22 protein-coding genes and 1 tRNA gene are annotated in these 21,252 nt (G+C 42.2%); 15 read left to right on the top strand and 8 right to left on the bottom strand.

What is annotated here, in order from left to right:
* Positions 1 to 347 precede the first annotated feature (347 nt).
* Positions 348 to 432 (bottom strand) — tRNA-Ser (locus tag LC574_RS00005).
* A gap of 106 nt (positions 433 to 538) precedes the next feature.
* Here LC574_RS00005 and LC574_RS00010 point away from each other — a divergent pair.
* The 10 genes from LC574_RS00010 to LC574_RS00055 all read left to right on the top strand — a co-directional run bounded on the left by LC574_RS00010 (position 539) and on the right by LC574_RS00055 (position 10,086).
* A complete protein-coding gene (locus LC574_RS00010; protein WP_229450914.1) occupies positions 539 to 907 on the top strand; it encodes a 2Fe-2S iron-sulfur cluster-binding protein in 369 nt (122 codons plus the stop codon).
* Positions 908 to 1,062: 155 nt separating this feature from the next.
* The gene (locus LC574_RS00015) at positions 1,063 to 1,608 is read left to right on the top strand and encodes a thermonuclease family protein (RefSeq protein ID WP_229450915.1); all 546 of its coding nucleotides are present in this window, start codon (positions 1,063 to 1,065) and stop codon (positions 1,606 to 1,608) included.
* A gap of 148 nt (positions 1,609 to 1,756) precedes the next feature.
* Positions 1,757 to 2,077 (top strand): hypothetical protein, encoded by a 321-nt coding sequence (locus tag LC574_RS00020; RefSeq protein WP_229450916.1) that lies wholly within the window; start codon positions 1,757 to 1,759, stop codon positions 2,075 to 2,077.
* Entirely contained in the window at positions 2,070 to 2,882 is an 813-nt protein-coding gene (locus LC574_RS00025) for an inositol monophosphatase family protein (protein ID WP_229450917.1), read from the top strand. The genes LC574_RS00020 and LC574_RS00025 overlap by 8 nt, the downstream gene beginning before the upstream one ends.
* A gap of 74 nt (positions 2,883 to 2,956) precedes the next feature.
* Positions 2,957 to 3,925 (top strand): J domain-containing protein, encoded by a 969-nt coding sequence (locus LC574_RS00030; RefSeq protein WP_229450918.1) that lies wholly within the window; start codon positions 2,957 to 2,959, stop codon positions 3,923 to 3,925.
* Positions 3,925 to 5,136, top strand: a complete 1,212-nt coding sequence (locus LC574_RS00035; protein WP_229450919.1) for an ATP phosphoribosyltransferase regulatory subunit — start codon at positions 3,925 to 3,927, stop codon at positions 5,134 to 5,136. The genes LC574_RS00030 and LC574_RS00035 overlap by 1 nt, the downstream gene beginning before the upstream one ends.
* Positions 5,137 to 5,147: 11 nt before the next feature.
* On the top strand, positions 5,148 to 5,339 hold the full coding sequence (locus LC574_RS00040) for a hypothetical protein (RefSeq protein ID WP_229450920.1): 192 nt from the start codon (positions 5,148 to 5,150) through the stop codon (positions 5,337 to 5,339).
* A gap of 102 nt (positions 5,340 to 5,441) precedes the next feature.
* A complete protein-coding gene (locus tag LC574_RS00045; RefSeq protein ID WP_229450921.1) occupies positions 5,442 to 6,161 on the top strand; it encodes a hypothetical protein in 720 nt (239 codons plus the stop codon).
* A gap of 40 nt (positions 6,162 to 6,201) precedes the next feature.
* Positions 6,202 to 7,320, top strand: coding sequence for a DUF1822 family protein (locus LC574_RS00050; RefSeq protein WP_229450922.1), 1,119 nt, complete (start codon positions 6,202 to 6,204; stop codon positions 7,318 to 7,320).
* A gap of 81 nt (positions 7,321 to 7,401) precedes the next feature.
* Entirely contained in the window at positions 7,402 to 10,086 is a 2,685-nt protein-coding gene (locus tag LC574_RS00055; protein ID WP_229450923.1) for an ABC transporter substrate-binding protein, read from the top strand.
* 108 nt (positions 10,087 to 10,194) lie between these two features.
* On the opposite strand, the gene LC574_RS00060 is transcribed toward LC574_RS00055, so the two are convergent.
* The 5 genes from LC574_RS00060 to LC574_RS00080 all read right to left on the bottom strand — a co-directional run bounded on the left by LC574_RS00060 (position 10,195) and on the right by LC574_RS00080 (position 16,165).
* Entirely contained in the window at positions 10,195 to 10,389 is a 195-nt protein-coding gene (locus LC574_RS00060) for a hypothetical protein (RefSeq protein ID WP_229450924.1), read from the bottom strand.
* Positions 10,390 to 10,721: 332 nt separating this feature from the next.
* Positions 10,722 to 12,209, bottom strand: coding sequence for an acyl-CoA synthetase (locus LC574_RS00065; RefSeq protein ID WP_229450925.1), 1,488 nt, complete (start codon positions 12,207 to 12,209; stop codon positions 10,722 to 10,724).
* Between the two features lie 430 nt (positions 12,210 to 12,639).
* Complete coding sequence (locus tag LC574_RS00070; protein ID WP_229450926.1) at positions 12,640 to 13,620, bottom strand: magnesium transporter CorA family protein; 981 nt, start codon at positions 13,618 to 13,620, stop codon at positions 12,640 to 12,642.
* Between the two features lie 208 nt (positions 13,621 to 13,828).
* Complete coding sequence (locus LC574_RS00075; RefSeq protein WP_229450927.1) at positions 13,829 to 14,059, bottom strand: hypothetical protein; 231 nt, start codon at positions 14,057 to 14,059, stop codon at positions 13,829 to 13,831.
* Positions 14,060 to 14,104: 45 nt separating this feature from the next.
* Complete coding sequence (locus LC574_RS00080; protein ID WP_229450928.1) at positions 14,105 to 16,165, bottom strand: serine/threonine-protein kinase; 2,061 nt, start codon at positions 16,163 to 16,165, stop codon at positions 14,105 to 14,107.
* Positions 16,166 to 16,372: 207 nt separating this feature from the next.
* Between LC574_RS00080 and LC574_RS00085 the strand changes: the two genes are divergently transcribed.
* A complete protein-coding gene (locus LC574_RS00085; RefSeq protein ID WP_229450929.1) occupies positions 16,373 to 16,537 on the top strand; it encodes a hypothetical protein in 165 nt (54 codons plus the stop codon).
* A gap of 192 nt (positions 16,538 to 16,729) precedes the next feature.
* On the opposite strand, the gene LC574_RS00090 is transcribed toward LC574_RS00085, so the two are convergent.
* Complete coding sequence (locus LC574_RS00090) at positions 16,730 to 17,386, bottom strand: TetR/AcrR family transcriptional regulator (protein WP_229450930.1); 657 nt, start codon at positions 17,384 to 17,386, stop codon at positions 16,730 to 16,732.
* A gap of 311 nt (positions 17,387 to 17,697) precedes the next feature.
* On the opposite strand from LC574_RS00090, the gene LC574_RS00095 reads away from it, so the two are divergent.
* From LC574_RS00095 to LC574_RS00105, 3 genes are all read left to right on the top strand, one after another.
* A complete protein-coding gene (locus tag LC574_RS00095) occupies positions 17,698 to 18,651 on the top strand; it encodes a Rieske 2Fe-2S domain-containing protein (RefSeq protein ID WP_229450942.1) in 954 nt (317 codons plus the stop codon).
* 75 nt (positions 18,652 to 18,726) lie between these two features.
* Positions 18,727 to 19,092 (top strand): cytochrome P450, encoded by a 366-nt coding sequence (locus LC574_RS00100; protein ID WP_229450931.1) that lies wholly within the window; start codon positions 18,727 to 18,729, stop codon positions 19,090 to 19,092.
* A gap of 6 nt (positions 19,093 to 19,098) precedes the next feature.
* A complete protein-coding gene (locus LC574_RS00105) occupies positions 19,099 to 19,764 on the top strand; it encodes a cytochrome P450 (protein ID WP_229450932.1) in 666 nt (221 codons plus the stop codon).
* A gap of 237 nt (positions 19,765 to 20,001) precedes the next feature.
* Here LC574_RS00105 and LC574_RS00110 read toward each other — a convergent pair whose 3' ends face one another.
* A complete protein-coding gene (locus LC574_RS00110) occupies positions 20,002 to 20,217 on the bottom strand; it encodes a hypothetical protein (protein ID WP_229450933.1) in 216 nt (71 codons plus the stop codon).
* Between the two features lie 134 nt (positions 20,218 to 20,351).
* Between LC574_RS00110 and LC574_RS00115 the strand changes: the two genes are divergently transcribed.
* Positions 20,352 to 21,170 (top strand): Rpn family recombination-promoting nuclease/putative transposase, encoded by an 819-nt coding sequence (locus LC574_RS00115; protein ID WP_229450934.1) that lies wholly within the window; start codon positions 20,352 to 20,354, stop codon positions 21,168 to 21,170.
* Positions 21,171 to 21,252: the final 82 nt, after the last annotated feature.

Here is a 21,252-nt window from a genome sequence, read left to right on the forward strand (position 1 = left end):
GCTAAAGTCTACTGAAGTAGACTAAAAATTTTTGGCTATATTTAGTCATCTTCAGATGACTTCCGCTATTAGCAAGGAACTTCAGTTCCTTGCGGGACATGACTTTTACGTTAAGTTGACACCAATGCACTGCGCCCTTGCGGTTTCCCGACTTGAAGCAAGTGGCGTTTGAGGAACGAAACCCAACATTTTCGGTGGTTTGTTGGATAACACTAAAGTTCAACCCAACCTACGATTATCCTTAACTGAACCGTATTGGGATATATTTGGCAATATCCTGCTATTTATTTAACCTGACTATTTGTACAAGTTTGGTTCAAACTATATATTTAGACTAGGTTTGAGAACGGAGAGGGGGGGATTCGAACCCCCGTTAAGTTTCCCTAAACAGACTTTCCAGGTCTGCGCCTTAAACCACTCGGCCACCTCTCCAGGTGCCACAAGTTACGATTATACTATAGAATCCCAGAAAATGCAAAGATAAAGAAAGATATTTTAGATTTAATCTGAAAGTCTCAATTCCAAAACACAAATCCAGATGTCCCGTACATACACAATTAGAGTTAGCGATCGCGCCACTGGCAAAACCCACACCCTACAAGTCCCAGAAGACCGCTACATCCTGCACACTGGCGAAAAACAAGGGGTAGAACTGCCGTTTTCTTGCCGTAACGGGGCTTGCACCACTTGTGCGGTGAGAGTTTTATCGGGAGAAATTTACCAACCGGAGGCGATCGGATTGTCGCCAGATTTACGTCGGCAAGGTTATGCCTTGTTGTGTGTGAGTTACCCCCGTTCTGACTTGGAGGTGGAGACGCAAGACGAAGATGAAGTCTATGAACTCCAGTTTGGCCGCTATTTTGCTAGGGGGAAAGTTAAGGCGGGTTTACCCTTAGATGAGGATTGAAGAAGAATTCAGAATTCAGAATCAACCAGTTGGGGATTCAGACTCGCTAACGCTGCGCTATCCACCAGTCATACAGAATTCAGAATCAATTCTGACTCCTGACGACTGACGCCTCTATTCTGTTCGATAAACAATTCAAAATCACCGAATTTGTAATGGTTGTGAGTCTTAGTGATTGGGTGCGAAAAATAGCTATTTTGGGTTGCTTATTGCTCTTGGTGAGTTGCCAAGGTAAAAACCAACTGCCAAAGAATGAGGCTCAGGTAAAAGTAGCACGGATAGTTAGTGGGCAAAGTTTGGAAGTGGTAGGCATGGCTGAACAACCAAATTTGATTTCCCAAGTGCGGTTAGTTGGCATTGATGCACCAGATTTGCGACAGCGACCTTGGGGGGAAGCAGCAAAAGAACAGTTAGAGAATCTAATTGGTGGTGCAGAACAATCGGTAACGCTGGAGTTTGATTTAGAAACAAAAGATAAGATCGGGCGAACTCTAGCTTATGTGTGGAAAAATAAGGTGTTGTTGAATGAGGAATTAGTGAAACAAGGGAATGCAATGTTTGTTGAGCGATCGCCTAACCACAAATATGACCAGCGTTTAGAACGTGCCCAACAATGGGCTAGACTCATGGGCCAAGGAATCTGGAACCCAGAAAAATCCATGCGCCTCACTCCCGCCGAGTTTCGCCGTCAAAATCTTTGAAGAATGGGGAGTGGGGAGTGGGGAGTGGGGAGTGGGGGGATGAGGGAGATGAGGGAGATGAGGGAGCAGGGGGAGCAGGGGGAGTAGGAGAGACAAGGAGACAAGGGGACAAGGGGAGGGGTATATTTTAGAATGCAACAATGAGCCTTTGAACTCCATTAATGAGTCTTTGAACTCCATTAATGAGTCTTTGAACTCCATTAATGAGTCTTTGAACTCCATTAATGAGCCTTTGAACTCCATTAATGAGCCTTTGAACTCCATTAATGAGTCTTTGAACTCCATTAATGAGCCTTTGAACTCCATTAATGAGTCTTTGAACTCCATTAATGAGCCTTTGAACTCCATTAATGAGCTTTTGATACTCGTGAACAAGTGTAAAAACTCCCCTTGTCACCTTGCCCAATCCCCAATGCCCAATGCCCCATGCCCAATGCCCAATGCCCAATGCCCAATGACAAATGACTAATCTACAAAGTGTTCTAGATATTGCTACTGAAGCGGCCTTAGCTGCTGGTGTCGTTTTGCAAGGTTATTTAGGTAAATTAGAAGACGCAATTATTGAAAAAGGTCGCTCTGGTGATTTAGTCACTGCTGCTGATAAAGCCTCAGAAGAGGTGATTTTAGAAATTTTGCGCCGCCACTTTCCCCATCACTCTATCCTTGCTGAAGAATCAGGGAAATTAGGTAATCAAGAGAATGAATACCTTTGGGCAATAGATCCCCTAGATGGCACAACCAACTACGCTCATCAATACCCATTTTTTGCTGTTTCTATTGGACTGTTAATTAATGGCATTCCGCAACTTGGTGTAATTTATGACCCTTTCCATAATGAGCTATTCCGTGCTGCTGCTGCCTTAGGAGCAACCCGTAACCGTCGCCCCATTAAAGTTTCGGTAACATCTGAACTGAGTAAAAGCTTACTAGTGACAGGATTTGCTTATGATCGCCGCGAAACCTCTGATAACAACTACGCAGAATTTAGTCACCTCACTCATCTAACTCAAGGAGTCAGACGTAGCGGTTCCGCATCGCTAGATTTGGCGTATGTTGCTTGTGGACGTGTCGATGGTTACTGGGAACGAGGGCTTTCTCCTTGGGATATTGCCGCTGGGATAATTTTGTTACAAGAGGCTGGGGGCAAAGTCACCGCCTACGATGGTACTCCCGTCAAAATTGAGTCAGGTAGAATTCTTGCCACAAATGGTTATATTCACGACTCCCTCAGTAGCGAACTTTTACAGGTTCCACCACTGTCAGCATGGGTTTAGCTGGTGGGAGCTTTCCTCTCGACTTTGGGTAAACTAAAAAGAATCTAACTGCTGCTTTGGTGCAAAACCTCTATATGTCTTTCAAAATAGATCGTGGACTATTTAAATATGATTTCATAGATCATCACGCAGTTTTATGCGTTCCAGTAGATGCGGATGTCAAAGAAATTCGCAAACGCTATCTCAAAATCGCCCGACGCTTACACCCGGACAGTAATTTTACTGAAAATGCTAGTCAAAAAGAGCTAGGGAACGAATTGTTATCAAAACTGGTTAACCCAGCTTACGAAAAACTGTGTGGCGATCGCACTCGCACGGAATATATTTTAATTTTGTCGCAAATTGGCAAGCGCCTGATACAAGAATCTACTTCGATAACTCTCAACACCGAGTTGGCTAGACAGTTAGCCCAGACGCCTAATCTGGATCATTTCTATAAAAGTGCGATCGCTAAAATCGGCGAAAGCCAATATGATTCTTTAGAGCAAGCGCTGCAAGTCATTGCCCAAGTTAGTGAGTTGAATTTAGTGTATTTAATGCGGAGTACAAGCAAACCATCCGCAGCGCCGCGGCCACCTGCTCAACCCAAAGTCGAGTCAGGTACGCCTCAGTCAAATACACCAAAAAATACACCACCAGCACCAGCACCACCACCAGCGCCACCAAAAGAAGACTCGATTGTAGAACAGTATATTCGTCGCGCTCAATCTTTGATTGACAAAAACCAATTTGCCCAAGCCAAAGTCGAGTTGCAGGATGCCCTGAAGCTAGAACCTAAAAATAGTCACTGCCATAGCTTAATTGCAATGGTGTATTTGAAGCAAAATCAGCTAAAAATGGCAAAAATCCACTTCGACAATGCTCTCAAATTAGACCCTAATGACGAAGCGGCTCTACAATGGAAACCTAAAATAGATAGAGCTCTAGGACAACAACCTAGTGATCATAAGGTGACTTCATCCGCCAATAATGGAGATAAGCAACCAGATAAATCTGGTAGTGGTGGTTTGTTCGGTGGTTTGTTTGGTGGGAAGAAAAAATAATGGTGTATCAACCAGCAGCAGGAGCCAGGGATTTATTGCCCTTGGATGTGGAGAAAAAACGCTGGATTGAAGATAGATTACAGCAGGTGTTTCACCGTTGGGGATATCACAGGATTATCACCTCAACTTTAGAGCGCATGGATACTCTGATGGCGGGGGAAGCAATCCAGCGCCAGATGGTGATTCAACTACAAAATGGCGAAGATGATGAATTAGGGCTACGTCCAGAATTAACAGCATCTATTGCTCGCACCGTTGTCACTCGCATGGCAAATGCAACTTATCCGCAACGGTTGTACTACAACGCTAATGTGTTTCGCCGCACTTGGGAAAGTAGACACAATCGCCAGCAAGAGTTTTATCAAGCTGGGGTGGAATTATTAGGTGCTGGCGGATTGCTGGCGAATGCGGAAGTACTACTGTTAGTAGCAGATTGTTTAGCAGCACTGGGGTTGCAGGAATGGCATTTAATTTTAGGTGAAGCGGGAATTACCCGATCGCTCCTGAGTGCTTTTCCTGCTAATTTACAGGATAAAGTTCGCAGTGCGATCGCTCATCTTGACCGCATTACTATAGATACTTTACCCCTAAGTGACAAACTACGCGATCGCGCCCGAACCATGTTGGATTTGCGCGGCCCCAGTGCAAACGTGTTGCAAAAAGTTAGTAGTTTGGATCTAGACGAAGAACAGCGAGAGGCAGTGAATAACCTCAAATCCCTAGTAGAATTACTGAAATCAGAGAAAAAATTTCCGTTAATCCTCGACCTCAGCCTCATCCAGACCATAGACTACTACACGGGTATCGTCTTTGAAGTTGTCAACGATACCGAATCCCAAGCCAGAGTTTTAGGGCGTGGTGGTCGCTACGACCAGCTTTTGGGGCTATATCATCCCCAAGGAGAAAACATTCCCGGAATTGGTTTTGGATTAAGTATCGAAGATTTATACCAAGTTCTGCTATCTACTCAGCAATTACCACAAGTGACTCCAGCGAGTGACTGGTTGGTAGTAGCAGAGACGGCCAGTGCTAACGCTGCCGCCTTTACCTACGCGCAAAAACTCAGAGATTCTACTGATTTGGTGCGGGTAGAAATTGATTTGGGGGGAAGGGATGCAGACGCTATTCGCCAATATGCAAGCGATCGCAGCATTGCCCAAATTGCTTGGATGAAAGCTGATGGCTCCCCAAAAATTGAATCATTGCGTTAAGTGAGTTGGGCATGGGGCATGGGGCATTTGTCATTTGTCCTTTGTCATTAGTCATTAGTCATTTGTTATTCTCCCCCTGCCTCCCCTGCTCCTTCATCCCCCACTCCCCACTCCCCACTCCCCACTCCCCACTCCCTTTTACCTTTCCTGAGTTAGCTAAAAATCCTCTGCTTGGGCATCTCCTAATAAAGTTTTGTAAATAATTTGAATTACCTCAGTCTCTGGCTTCGATAACCTATTAAGCAAGTAAGGGGAGGTACTGTCATGATATTTAAACCTAAACTGATGGGGTCTGGATGACCTCTATGTGTAATAACTCTCCTCTGATTGGCTTGCTTCAGGCTGCTTTAAATAATCCAATTGAAAGGAGCAGGCTCTTACAGCAACAAGAACAGATCCGGGAAATCATGAACGATATTCTTGCTCGACAATGGCTATTTGAGCAAGCATGTCAAACTGATGACCCCAATCAGGCAAAGAAGCTGATTATTCATATGATGTGGTCTTCTAAGTTAATTTGGCATGGTGGAGGGATATCACCGGATGTCTATAGTGAAGCCCTATCACGAACCTGGGTGTGGTTTACGGAACATCTTTGTCAAACGTATAAACCAGCACTAGCAAGCTTTGTCACCTGGTTTAACCAAAGGCTCAAAGGAATGATTCAGGATGTGATTCGAGAAAGAGCTAAGGAAGAGAGAAGACAGTTAAATCCTTCAGCAGATGAAGAAGAAAATGAGTGGATTTATCCTCCTGCGCCAGAGCCGGATCGTTGGCATGAAACGATCCAAGAATGGTTGGAGTTAGTGCGAAATAATCCGCATCTGTTCATCAATTGTCGAATGCAGAGTCATCCAAATGTCAACTGTCAGGTCTTGTTAATTCATATCTTGAAGGTGTTGCGCGATTCAGGGAAGTTTTCTTGGAATGATCTCGCCCAAGAGTATGGAGTCGAACCGTCGGCGCTGAGGAGATTTTGTCGGACACGATGTTTCCGTATTTTCAGGCAGTTATTGCCTGAATAAGATTGCGAAAAGTTTCTAGACGTTTTCTTTGACACTAATCATGATTGATACCGCAGCAAAATTCATGCCGATCGCAATTCCGATTACGGCAACCGATCGCAAGCAGGCTTACCAGTTTGCCCAACAACAGCCAACCCAAGAGCGATCGCAACAAGTTTATCGGAATACGCTAGCTGTGTTAGTAACTGGGCGTTATTTGCAACTGTTAGGCATTGATACTGATTTAGAAGCCAGTCATAGTTGGAATCCCCTCGATCGCCTGTTAGAAAACATTGCAGACTTATATATTCCCAGTTTGCAAGGCTTTTTAGAGTGTCGTTCGCTTCAAAGGAGCGATCGCAAATGCAAAGTTCCTAAAGAAGTGTGGTCAGAACGCCTTGGCTACGTGATGATTGAACTCGATGAACCCTACCAAGAAGGGCAAATTTTAGGATTTGTGGAATCTGTATCAGTGCCGGAAGTACCACGCAGCTATTTCCAACCCCTCGATGTATTGCTTGATCGTTTGACGTTAGAGCGATCGCCACAACCAATGGTTCAACTCAGACAATGGCTCAAAAGAAGATTTGAACCTGATTGGCAACCCCTCCAAGAGTTACTTAGTACTATCAAAGGAGAGATTTTACAACTTTATCAGCCACAGTTGCAACGAGGTGACGACCCCATTCGCCAACGGGTTGAACAACTCTATCGCGGACAGTCTTCTAATTTGGTGCAATCCATTCCGGTTCATCTAAATCCCCAGGAAGCTTTGGTAAATCTGCTCCAAACTACTCAAAATGATGAAATTCGCTGGCAGTCGGCTGAGTTTTTATGGGAACTAGATCCTCAACATCCTGCCTGTCCAGTGATCAGTGCCAAAGATTTAGGAATTTATCTGATCGGGCATCCTATAGTACTAATGGTCGGTATTTTGCCTAAGTCAGATGGCAAGATGTTAATTCTCCTGCGGGTGTATCCTCAGGGGCAACTGTCTCATCTGCCGTTGGGATTAAAGCTGATCGTGCTGGATGAAACCGGAAATCCGTTTTTTGAAGAAGTGAAATCGCGACAGCAAGATCATTATATGCAGTTCAAATTTACGGCGGACGGAGGCGATCGCTTCAGTGCCCGTGTAGTTCTCAATGATGCTAGCTTTACCGAAAGTTTTATTGTTTAACTTTCTCTTGCATAGCCAAGCTTAATCGTGCTTATCTAATGAATAAATTCTTTACCTCCAGGCGCTCTCCCCCTGTTGTTTATGGTGCAGTCGTCCTCTAGCCCTCAACTTCCTGAAAACGTCGCTGTCGTTCTCCGAATCAGTGCTGGTAGCTTCGTTGACGGTTTCTCTGTGTCGCTTCAGATTTTAGAAGATGGTCAAATTATTCAAGAAGATGATGATTTGCCTCCTATTCCTGCTGCGCCGGAAATACCGCAGTTATATCAAGAGTGGCAAAATATATCACTAGAGGGCAGTCGTCAACTGCAAGCGGTTTCTGGACAAGTAACGAACGTAGCCAATCTGGAAAATTGGAGACAAAGAACTCAAAGCCTAGAGGACTATTGTAGAAGATGGTTTCAAGATAGAGCGTTTAGCAGTTTGCGCGATCGCATTCGGGCAAATACCAGAGTCAGAACCGATCAATCTGTGCCAATTATCATTAGATGTCCGACACGAGATCAAAACCAAAATGAACTTCTGCGTAGGCTACCCTGGCATATCTGGGATTTATTTACCAACCTACCCAATGGCGAGTTTGCTTTGTTCACGAACTTTCGTCCTCAAGTAGCCACTTTAGAGGCACCGGTCAGAGTTTTAGCCATTTTCGGTAGTTCTCAGGGTGGTTTACAACTAGAACAAGATCAAGCAGCATTAAAGATCCTCGAACAGCGTGGAGCAGAAATTATTAGGCAATCAGAGCCGAGTGAAGAAACTCTATCTCGCCTGTTATTTGATGAAGATTGGGATATCTTGTTTTTTGCAGGACATAGTTCCAGTCAGGGAACAAGTGGACAGATCCAAATTAGTCAGGGCAATTTGTTACCCTTACATGCGTTACGTCAAAGCTTAAGGAGAGCGGTAACGAGAGGTTTAAAGTTGGCAATCTTCAATTCCTGTGATGGGTTAGGGATTGCAGATTTTTTGACAGGGTTGAATGTGCCAGCTGTGATCGTGATGCGGGAACCTGTGCCGGATCGGATTGCCTGTCAATTCTTACTCTACTTTTTGAGGGAATTTTCTCAGGGTACACCTCTTTGTCTGGCAGTGCGTGAGGCTCGCGATCGCCTCGAATCTATACAAAGCATTTTTCCAGCCGCATCTTGGCTACCCACTGTTTGCCTGAATCCGAATCAGCCAGAGTTAGTTTGGCCTGTCCCAACTCCCCTGCCACCCCCATCACCAGTGTCCCGCTTGCGATCTTATTTCCGTCGTCATTCTTTCATTATTATTGGATTTGCTACCTTTGCCTTGATTGTAATCATCGCTGTAGCTCGCCCAATTGCCTGTCAGATTTTTCCGGCAATTTGCATAGATCAAGTAGAGAATTTAGAGAAATTTATCAGCATTGGTCGCCATTCAATTGCTAATAGCAAAGTACAACTGAGTGAACCGTATTTATCATTAAAAAAACAAGGCATTGATGCATTTGCTAAAGAGAATTATGGAGATGCAGCGACGATTTTTGATAACCTCCGTAGTCAGGCACAACAAAATAAATATGCTCCAGGTGGCTATCAAAAGGCTTTAGCAGCACTACAAGATCCGGAAATCCTGATTTATCGTAACAATGCTTTTGTGAATATTCGGCATACCCAAAACCCGAATTTGCCAATTTACACCATTGCTGTTACCGCGCCATTGAATCTTGATGCCGGATTAGGTATCCTATTTGGAGTCGCTCAAGCGCAAGATATAGCTGTCAAGCAGGAGATCAACTTACAAGTGGTTATTGCTAACGATAGCAATAACCCCGCTCAAGCCCAGCAGGTTGCAGAAATCCTCTCCAACGATGCCAAAATTCTCGCTGTGGTGGGGCACTACACTTCTCCCAATACCTGTGCAGCTTTGAAGGTTTATTCATCGAAAGAGCTTGTGCTTATTTCTCCCACCAGCACCGTTGTTAACCTCCAATCGAATCCAAACTGCGGTGGCGATCCCAATAAAGTATTCTTTAGAACTGTTTCATCAAGTCGAGTAGAAGCCCATAGTCTGGTACAGTATTTAGTCGATGTTCTCAAAAAGCCTCAGCCAAAAGTGGTTGCTTTTTACAACAGTAAAGAGTCGTTTAGCAAAGATTTGTTTGCTCAGTTTGTTCAGGTTATCAAAGCATTTAAGGGAGGTGTAATTGCTACGTTTGATTTATCTGATCCAAACTTCGATACTAGTCAACTTCCGCCGGAGGTGAAAGATGCAGATGCTCTGGCAGTATTGCCCGATGGGCAGACTAACGATACTATAGCGTTTCAAAAAGCAATCAATATCATCAAATTGAATAATAGAGAAAAACCAGTTTTAGGGGCAAATCCCCTATACCTCCAAGAATTTATTAATCAGGCTAAAGATACCACAGTAAATCGCTTATTCCTTGCAGTTGATTGGCATCCAAAGCAATGTGGTGCAGCAGCGTTTGCGAAACAAATCAATGAATACTGGGGCGGTGATTTAAATCGACGGACAGCCTTAGCATATGAGGCTGTTCAAGCGGTGTTGCAAGCTATTAAATTATCAAATTCACCCGTGACTCGACAGGATATTCAGCAGAAATTGTCTGAGACAGAAATTTTACCTGGGGTAGCAGCATCTAGTGCGATTATCAAAGGCTTACCGATTAGTTTTGATGCGACGGGCGATCGCAGAGAACTTACCACTCGTGCGATCGTTACTGTAAATGATAAATTGAGATTTGATCTCGTGAAAGACGTTCCTTGTCCTAATCAACAATAAACTTGTCTTGAAAGTTGGGCATGGGGGAGCCACTGCGTTGGACGGGTTAAGAGGCTTAAATCAACGTGATTTCGGCGTACGCATTTGCTATTTCGGCGTACGCATTTGCTATTTCGGCGTACGCATTTGTGATATCGGCGATCGCATTTGCTGATTGCGTTCATCGTAAAACAACTTACAGCTATTTTCAGGTAAATAGACCACCCCACGCGGTAGGGGCACGAGCCAGCTCATTGGTGTCAACTTAACGCGAAAGCTATGTCCCGCAAGGAACTGAAGTTCCTTGCTAATAGCAAAAGTCATCTTCAGATGACTAAATATATATCCAAAAATCTTTAGTCTACTTGAGTAGACTTTAGCTAAAAGCCAAAGAACTTTAGTTCTAGGCGGGTGAGTCAAGCCGAAAGTTTTGCTATTTGTAACTTAAGTTGACACCAATGAGCAATGCTGTGCCCCTACCGCGTGGTCTATTTACCTGAAAATAGCTGTAAGCCCCCGAACTTCAATGTATGGGAGGATAGTCGCCCCCTGAGCCGTCATTTGTCAAAAAAAGATACAAATGACAAATGACAAATGACAAATGACGCGAAATCCCAATCGCGCAGCGTTCCCAAGGAAAGCTTACCTTACGATCGCTATGCTCGAAATAGCTCAACCACTGTCGGCTTAGTCACTTTCCCCATAGCGTTGCGCGGTAATTCTGCAACTGTCAAAATTTGGGTTGGCACTTTATAGACAGCCAATCGCTCTTTTGCCCAACTCCTAAAAGATTCTAATGTTAAAGCTTGTGACCCTTGCAATACTAACGCCGCACACACCCGTTCACCCCACTCTAAATCAGCAACCCCAACTACTGCACATTCCTGAATATCTGGATGCTCCCGCAGCACTTCTTCAATTTCCAGAGCCGAAACTTTATACCCTCCCGTTTTGATGATATCCACACTCATCCGGCCCAGAATGCGGTAGTTGTCATTCTCAACTACGGCGGTATCTCCAGTACAAAACCAGCCATCTTGGAAGGTTTTGGCGGTTGCTTGGGGGTTTTGCCAATATTCTAGAAACACTCCGGGGCCTTTAACTTGAATCTCTCCTGGTGTCCCTGCTGGAACTAACTCTCCACTCTCATCCACTAATCTCACTTCAACTTCAGGTAGTGGCTTCCCCACATATCCAGACAACCGTTCACCGTGTAAAGGGTTCGATAACGCCATCCCAATTTCAGTCATCCCATAGCGCTCTAGCAGAAAATGGCCGCTGATGGTTTGCCACTTTTCTAAAACTTGAACTGGTAACGCTGCGGAGCCAGAAACCATCAGGCGCATCTTAGCACAGCCTGCTGACATACTTTTTTGGCGTTCCTTAGAGGCAGTTTCCCAAGCAGCAATTAGTTTTACATAAATTGTTGGTACTGCCATGAATAGGGTTAAGTCACCGTCGCAAATTTGGTTCCAAACGGTTTCGGCATCAAACTTGCTCAACAGATGACACTTTGCGCCAGTCCATAAAGCACAAGTCAGTACGTTAATAATCCCATGAATATGATGTAGTGGCAGTATATGTAAAATGCGATCGCTAGATGTCCATTCCCAAGCGGTAATTAAGCTAGTCACTTGCGCTTGAATATTTTGATGGGTTGTAACCACACCCTTTGGTTTACCAGTTGTACCGCTCGTGTAGAGAATTAAGGCGCGTCTAGTGACATCTACCTCCAGAAGGCGGCCAACATTATATGGGAGCGTTTCTGAGGTGAGGATAAATCGCAAATTGTGTGCTTCGGCGAGCGATCGCAGTATACCTTCAAAATTGGGATGAGCAACAATAATCGATGCGCCAGAATTGGTAATGATATACTCTAATTCTGGTCGCGGGTGGGAAATACACAGAGGTACAGCTATGCCACCAGCACGCCAAATTCCCCATTGAGTGGCTACATACTCAAACCCAGGTGGGATGAGAAAGGCAATTCGCTGCTCCTGTAAATCTTCTGCATTATTAAGAAGAACTGTTGCTATTTGACTAGAACTGTGCAGCAAATCCTGATAGGTAAATGCTCCATCCGTGGTAGCGATTGCTATTTTCTCGTTGTGTTCTTCAGCACGAATAATTAATGGGAGATTCACGTTTATTTACCAATTTAGGGTTGATTCAGTCTACTTACAGAAAGCATATATAGCGGTTCCCATCCAGATGCGGTACAATATTATATCGCAAGGTGTAGGGGCACAGTAATGCTCATTGGTGTCAACTTAACGTAAAAGCCATGTCCCGCAAGGAACTGAAGTTCCTTGCTAATAGCGAAAGTCATCTTTTGATGACTAAATAATCCGAAAAATCTTTAGTCTACTTCAGTAGACTTTAGCTATGAGCCGCTGAAATTCATTTCTGGGCGGGCGTGGAAGCCAACAGATAAGCGATTTTTAGCTTAAGTTGACACCAATGAGTAATGCTGTGTCCCTACGGGTGTACCTCACGTAAACGAGAACCGCTATAGGAATGCCAAACGAGATGTAAATTTTACTATTCCACCAATAGTCTGTAACTTGAAAGACGTTACAACCAACGTTGTTTTTTAGCATATACAATACTACCAATTACAATTAATGCCATCACGCAGATCACAGCAGGATAAGCCCAAGGTTGCTCTAATTCCGGCATATATTTGAAGTTCATGCCATAGAAACCAGACAGGAAAGTGATTGGTAAAAACACGCTTGAGAGGATAGTCAAACGATTAATTCGTTCACCAATTTTGCTAGCAATATTATCACGTTGAATTTCCATTAATTCTGACATCCAGGCTCTCAAAGCTTGATATTCTTGCCAGAGTTTATCAACGTGATGCACTAATTCTTGATTGAATAGTTCTTTCACTGGTTGGGTGATCCATTGAAAATCTTCGTGATCCATAATAGCTATCAGTGACTTTATGCTTTGAAAATTACGGCGTCCTGAACGAGTCGATTGCCTCATCGTGGCAATTTTTTGATATGTTAATTCATCACCATAATTATCTAAAACTTCATCTTCTACATCATCAAGTTTTCTAGAAATATAGTCAAATACAGTATGGTAATTATTCAAAACCTCTTTAAAAATGAGATAGAAAACATAGTCAATTCCTAAGTTTTCAATATCTGTAGTTCGTTTTTGCAGATTATTAGCTAGAATGCTTAAAACTTTTAATTCAGCAATTTCAAAGGTGATAATAAAATTATTTCCCAGCACAATATTGCCACGAGCAACCTCAAACTCGTGATTTTTTATTTGAGGAGTTAATATTTCATAGCTGTAAAACAAACAATCTTCTACGTCTTCATCAACTCCGACAGGGGAATAATTGAAAATCATATTAACACGAGATGAATTAAGACCAAAGTGCTTAATAATTTTGGCTGTTCCAGTCCGATCGCGGAAGTGAATACAGCGCAACCAAATATTGTGAGAACTATCAATTTGTTTCAGTACCGTATCGACATGATTACTGGTAAATAATTCCAGTTTGTCTGGATAAAAAGTGAGGAGAGTTAGCATATAGCCATCCTAATTGAGTCGTGAGAAAACACTATGACTCATGTTGAGCGATAATTTATTGGATTACAACGATACATAATAATTCAAAATTCAAAATTCAGGTTAGGTTGAGGAACGAAACCCAACATTTTATCCTTGTTAATGTTGGGTTTCACTCCCGTTCAACCCAACCTACATTGATAGATTTTATCAAAACAGAATTCAGAAGTCAGGAGCCAGAATTCAGAATTGAATTCTGTGTGACTGGCGGATGAATAAACGGCGTTTTTGCACCTCCACTAAATCGTTCGCGCAGCGTCTCTGAAAGAGAAGATTTAGTGGTCAACAAGAAAGTGGCGGGTTTGAATCCCCCACTAATTGATTCTGACCGGAGGCGGAGCGTCTCCGGCTCCGCTCCTGAATTCTGACTTCTGAATTCTTCTTCAATATAAGTAATCACTCGAACTTGATATTAATGATATTTTACCCTGGAAGATCCCCTAGCTCAATTTTTTCCTCTTTTACCAGATTTAGGGCGGGTAGCTTTCGCTGGTGCTGACTTATTTTGCAGAATTGCAATTTCTCTTTGTGCATCTTGATAACTATCTTTTTCTCCTTGCTGTTGGAATAGTTTTGCAGCTTTTCTGAAATCTGCGATCGCTCCCTGTTTATTTTTCTGCTTGGTGCGAATCACGCCCCGGTTATAGTAGGCTAAGGCATTGTTAGGATTAATTGCGATCGCTCGTGAATAATCTTGATTTGCAGCTTTTTTATTTCCCAGTTCGAGATAGGCGTTACCACGGTTGTTATAAGCTGCTAAATCATTAGGATTTAGTTTCAGTGCTTCGCTATAATCTTCAATAGCGCCTTTATAATCTCCGAAAGAAAAGCGGTGAGTACCTCTGTGGATGTAAGCTGCACTAAATTTAGGATCAATCTGTAAAATAGTGTTGTAATCTTCAGTAGCTTCGAGGTTATCTCCCAGATCGCTGTAAACATCACCACGATTAAGATAGGCTTCTATGTATTTAGGATTGATGTTAATTGCGTCCGTATAATCTTTAAGTGCTGCATATTTTTGCTTATTAATAGATTGAGTTAAACCCCTTTGATAATAAGCTTTAGCATCACTAGGATTAATCTTAATTACTGTATCAAAATCTTGGATTGCTTCAAGTCTTTGTCTGATGCGACGGTGAATAATCCCTCGCTGCAAGTAGGGTTCGGTATACTGAGGTTTGAGAGCGATCGCTTTGCTAAAATCTCCAATTGCCCCTTTATTATCCTTTAGTTGAGTACGGGCTAACCCCCGGCCATAGTAAGCATAAGCATCCTGAGAATTTAACTTAATCGCTTGGGTATAGTCTGCGATCGCTTCTTTGTACTTGCTTAATTCAGACAAAGCAAATCCTCGATCAAAATAGGCATTAGCATCTTGAGGATTGAGCAAAATAGCTTGGCTAGAATCTGCTTGTGCTTGCTCGTAGTCTCCTAATCGATAATAAGCATCGCCTCGTTTATTATAAGCTAGGGCGTTTTTTGGATCTAATTCAATCGCCTGATTAAAATCTTCAACTGCTCCTTCATAGTTTCTTGCATCATATTTATTAACTCCCTGTTGGTATAATGTCTGTTGAGCATTTGTTAGAGGTTTTGGCAACTTCAATTGCCACGCTCCAACACCAAGTGTGATACACCCAACTACCCCAGTCAGAATTAGTAATAATTTTTTTTGATGCTGTTTTTTCTGATCGCGATCAACATTTGTTATCTTTTTCAGGTCGTCTAAAACTTCGGTCGCATACTGGTAGCGCTTACGATAGTCAAAACGCACCATTCTATTAATAATTATTGCTAATTTCCTGTTAATTTTTAGGTTTTTGTTATACCAAACGATTTCATCTGTCAGCCGATTTTTCTGACTTCGCAAATTAGATATTTCGTTTCCAGATAAACCTAGAAGTGCTGCGATCGCAACGATACCTAAAGCATATATATCGCTGTTGTATTTGAGATTGCCGTTAACTTGTTCTATAGGCATATATTCGAGATTGTCAACGGTATTAGTGATGGCTTCATTAACAGTACCAAAATTAACCAAAACTAACTTTTTGTCTGATTCACGGCGAATGATATTAGCTGGTTTAATATCCCGATGAATCACGCCATAGCTATGTGCAATCACTAAAATTTCTAATATATCTGATAAAAGACTAATTACTTGGTCTTCCCTCAAAGGTTGTCCCTGAATAATTTCGTCAGTTAAAGGATTACCGACTATGAATTCTTGGACTACATAGAATTCTTCATTTTCTTCAAAATAAGCAATTAGCTTTTGAATTTTCTCGTGTTTCTGTCCTAGTTTTTCTAAAGTTGCTGCAAGACTTACAAACAAATGGCGTAAGATTGTTAAAGTTTGAGGATTGTTACCAGGAGGACGTAACTGCTTTACTATAAATTGGCTGTCAGGAAGATTAACATCTTCAACTAGATACGTTTTCCGCTTTTCACCATCATTGAGAACTTTTAGTATTCGATAATGTCCATTTAGGAAATGACTATTCATCAATATAAATATAATATTATAAATTGTTTGATTATAGCTTACGTGTTATTACTGTTGAGCTTTAGATATAAAGATTTATTTTAAAGAATATCACTGCATCGCAGAGTAAAAGGGTGGTATCAGCCAAAAGCCGCTCAAAAAACTTAATTTAGTTTGGTGTGGTGGAAGCCGGATTTCAGAAATAGCAGCCATGATGGAACAATGGCATTGTCAACCGAAACAATGGCATTGTCAACCGAAACAATGGCATTGTCAGCCGAAACAATGGCATTGTCAGCCGAAACAATGGCATTGTCAGCCAAAACAATGGCATTGTCAGCCAAAACAATCGCATTGTTAGCCGAAACAATGGCATTGTCAGCCGATGTATAGATATCTTATTTTATCAGATATAAGATTCCTATTTGATTTTTGAATAAACACCGTACACCTCGAAAAGCCTGATTCCCTACTCCCTATTCCCTACTCCCCGCCTACGCAAATAATTTCAAAAATCAAAGCGGATTACTGTATAACCTAAGCGCTTGGGTTTATCAATAGATCGCGTTTCCCGATATTCAATCCCTAATTTTCAGTACGTCGCACACCAGCCAAAATAAAATTAACTGCTGCTTGAGTATGCTGCTCAATCATTTCTGGACTCAGCAGTTGCAAATCGGGTCTAGTATGCTTGATGTTTTCGTAAGCGTTGAAGTATAAATTACAAACCCCAATAATATGAAGAGTGGTGATAAATGGATCGATCTTACGGAAACAACCTTCAGCCATCCCCCGCTCTAAAATCTTGATCAGATAGCTAAAATTTTCTTGCCAATTCCCCTGTTTGAAATACTTTCCCTGATTTTGGTTTGCTTCTTGAAACCAAAGCATCCCCCGGTGCGGGTGAGCAGCTTCATAAGCGATCGCTTCTTTGACAAGCACCTTCAACGCCTCCTCTGGTGGGAACTGATCTAAATTTAGCTGCTCAAACCCTTCGTGCATCTCCACCGCCGGACGTTGCAGAACAGCTTCATATAGTCCTTCCTTGCTCTGGAAATAGTAGTAAATCATCGCTGTGGTGACATCTGCACCTCTAGCGATCGCTTCTGTCCGCGCCCCTTGAAGTCCATTTCTGGCAAACTCCGCTTCCGCCGCATCAAGAATCTGCTTTTTCGTCGCTTCTGCATCGCGCACCTGACGCGGCTTTTTAGCTGAGAATTTTGACTGCGTTGAACGACCCACGTTGCTCCATCATCATAACGAAAATATATTAACTAAAAAATTGCTTAGTAGTTGACATAGAAGATGAAATTTATTAAATTAATACTCATTAACTAAAAAATTAGTTAGTTATTTCAGCAATGCAGGAACCAAAATTAGCCGAGCAAATGCGCGGTTATATTAGTTCGTCCATTGCAGACAAGACTTTAATTATCGCAATTTGCATTCAAAAGAGTGATGTAGGGCAGGCGGCACTAAGTTTCAATATTGCGTTACCTTTTGCTAACGCATCTAGGAATTTATCAATAAATTATCAATATTTTGGAGGAAAAATGGAACCAATTTTACCTGGTGCGCCTTGGTTAATCGCGCACAAATCTACATTAGGAGTGAATAAACCGAATAAAATCACATTAAACGGGCAGGATTATGTCATTTGGCAAAACCAAAAAGGTGAAGTGTTTGCTCTTGATAACATCTGTCCGCACATGCAAGCACCATTATCAAACGGCTGGGTTTGCCAAGAGAGAGATACCATTACTTGCCCTTTTCATGCACTAGAATTTGATGGACAAGGCAGACTACAGCAAGGAGATAAAAAAGACACTCAGCCAATTATCAAACCATTAGAGCTAATTATTAACAATGATTGCATCTGGACTTATGCTGGATTTGAGCCAAGATTGCCTATCCCAGATTTGCATCAGAAAATTGTCGATGAATACGAGTTTATCGGAGTAACTGGGAACAAAAGTATTCAGGGTGACTTTTTGATTAATCTGATGGTTAACTATGACTATAACCACCAAAATGGCACTCATAAAGAACTATTTAAAATTACATCTTGTGATGTCAGTTATTTTGAAGAAAAAGGATACTATGCCACAGTTAAACAAGAACTGATGAGAGCCAACAACACGCTAGGAGAAATTATCAAAAATCCTATTTTGGGAATCTTCCCTAAAACTCTTACTAACAAACTCGAATACGCTTTTCCTTCAACTACAGCTTTTTTTGCGAAAACGCCTATTGGTGATATTGCTCAAATTCATATTCTCTACCCAGAAACAGAAAAAATCACCAAGACATTTATTTTGATGTATGCCAAAGTCGTCAATCCTTTGATAAAATTTATGTTTAAAAATTCAGTTTTACAAGCAGCAGCCACAGTCATTGAACAGGATACACGTGCAGTTGAAAGTTTGTATCCTCGGCAAAAACCAAAAGTTAGATTGCCAAATGAAGAGATTATGTTCTACGCAGAAAGACTCTACCGCGAGTGGTAATTTGGATTGCAAAGCCTAATTACGTTTTACAATTAAGTAGATACTGTAGCTGATTACTGCTGGAGGTACTCATATATGCGGCAGCTAAAATCCGCCGAGGAAATGCCTGGTAGCTATGGCTTACCCATCTTAGGAGAGACTTTAGAAATATTTCAGGATTTAGAGTTGTATTTATGGCGACGATTCCAGCAATATGGTTCAGTTTTTAAGACAAGCGTCATGGGGCGTAAACGTGCTTATTTAATTGGCCCTGATGCTAATCGGCTGGTGCTGGTGGAACAGGCGGAACACATGTCGTCGCGGATAGGGTGGTATTTCTTAGAACCAACATTTGGCAACAATATTTTATTACAAGATGGGGAAGAACATCGCCTAACTCGTCGCTTAATGTATCCAGCATTTCACGGAAAAGCGATCGCTACATATTTCGACACCATCTAAAATATTGTGCAAGACTTCCTCAAAGATTGGGGACAGAGAACGATTCCTTTAAATTCTAGTTTCCGCCAGCTTACCCTGATAAACGAAGCATTGCTATTGCTGTTTGCTGGACACGAGACGACAGCCTCCTTGCTCAGTTGGGTAATATTTGAATTAGGTAATCATCCAGAATGGCGATCGCGACTACGCCAAGAACAATTAGCAGTTGTGGGAAATAATTCCCTTAATCTGTCTCATCTCAAACAACTTCCAGATTTAACCAACGTCTTAAAAGAAGTAGAACGGCTTTATCCGCCAGTGTATGCCTATAATCGTGGAGTCCTCAAAGATATTGAGTATGCAGGTTATCGCATTCCTGCTGGTTGGTTTGTGACTATCTCGCCGATGTTGACTCACCGTCTACCAGAACTCTATACCGATCCCGATCGCTTTGCACCACCTCGTGAAGAAGATAAAAAACATCCTTTAGCACTAATGGGTTTTGGTTATGGTTCGCACAGATGTTTAGGTATGGAATTTGCCCAAATGGAAATGAAAATCGTGCTTTCTATACTACTTCGCCATTACGACTGGACAGTAAAACCAGATTATTCTGCGATCGCTCCAATTTGTCAGCCTTCTAAAGTTAAGGATACTCTACAAGCATATATTGAACCTTTAGGTAGCAACTAAGTATTTAAAGTGACATAAAGTTTGATTATTTAATAAAAGATTATATTCAGATGCATTACACCTTGCAGTGATTGATAAAACTTGATTTTACTCTTAGAGGGTGTTTGAAAAGCTATATTTGTTACCCAAAGTGTCTAAATATCCCCCCTAACTCACGCCACTTGCTTGGCTGTTGGCAGAGCCGCAGGGCGCAGTGGCTCCCCCTTGTAAATGGGGGGAATAGTCTCATAAATTAGACTAAGAGGTTGTTTGAAAAGTATTTTTATTGACATCAAAGCCTCTCTGCGTTTCGGGGCTACGTGTACACACAAGTTTCTTGACTTGCAATGCGATTGCATCGACTAACAATGCGATTGCATCGACTAACAATGCGATTGTATCGACTAACAACACGATTGTATCGACTAACAACACGATTGTATCGACTAACAACACGATTGTATCGACTAACAATGCGATTGTAGTGCTGGATTTAGCACAGATTTTGAGTTAAGCGGCTCTTTCAAAATTCCAATTTTTGCATCATTAAAGATAGTTTTTGAATTACTACGGCTCAGTTTAAAGCTTTGGAGTGGTAGGATTTTTGGATGTTTGATAACATCTGCAAATTCCTCGCTGAAAACTTTTCCACCGACTTTGCCACTTGGCTGTTGGGAGAACCCATTTCCCTCACAGAGTTAAGTCCTTCTGAACTGTCGTTAGAACCTATTCGAGCCGATGCACTAATTTTATTGGAATCGACTGAACTAGTACTTCACCTAGAGTTTCAGACTCAACCCGATGTTAATCTGCCATTTCGCATGATTGACTATCGGTTGCGAGTGTATCGCCGCTTTCCCCAAAAGCAGATGCGTCAAGTGGTGATCTATCTTAAAGAAACAAGCTCAGAACTCGTGCAACAAAATACTTTTACCATTGCTGGTACTCGCCACGAGTTCGAGGTAATTCGATTATGGGAACAGCCGATAGAAGTATTTTTGCGCTATCCAGGTTTATTTCCATTCGCGGTATTAGGCGAGACAGATGACCGTGCAAGTACATTACAGCAAGTAGCACAGGAAATTATCGGGATTCCTGACCAACGGTTGCAGAATAATGTTGCAGCTGCCACAGCAATTTTAGCTGGTCTAGTATTAGAGAAAGGGTTAATTCAAAGAGTATTACGGAGAGACAATATGCGCGAATCTGTAATTTATCAAGAGATTGAGGCTGAAGCTCAGGCAAAAGGTAGAGCACAAGGTATAGCCGAAGGTAGAGCCGAAGGCTTACAAGAGGGGATTCGGCGGGTTACGATTAATCTGCTCAAAAGCCAAATGCCTTTGGAGGAAGTGGCAAAATTGACTGGGTTATCAATTGAAGATGTACAGTTGTTGCAAACAGAGATAGAAGGTCAAAATAATTCGTAATTCGTAATACTTCGGCTACGCCCTTCTCTACGAGAGGCTGCGCCAACGGCTACGCTCAGGACAAGCGAGCGTACAAGTTCGT

This window comes from Nostoc sp. CHAB 5715 (assembly GCF_020829685.1).
Taxonomy (GTDB): domain Bacteria; phylum Cyanobacteriota; class Cyanobacteriia; order Cyanobacteriales; family Nostocaceae; genus Nostoc.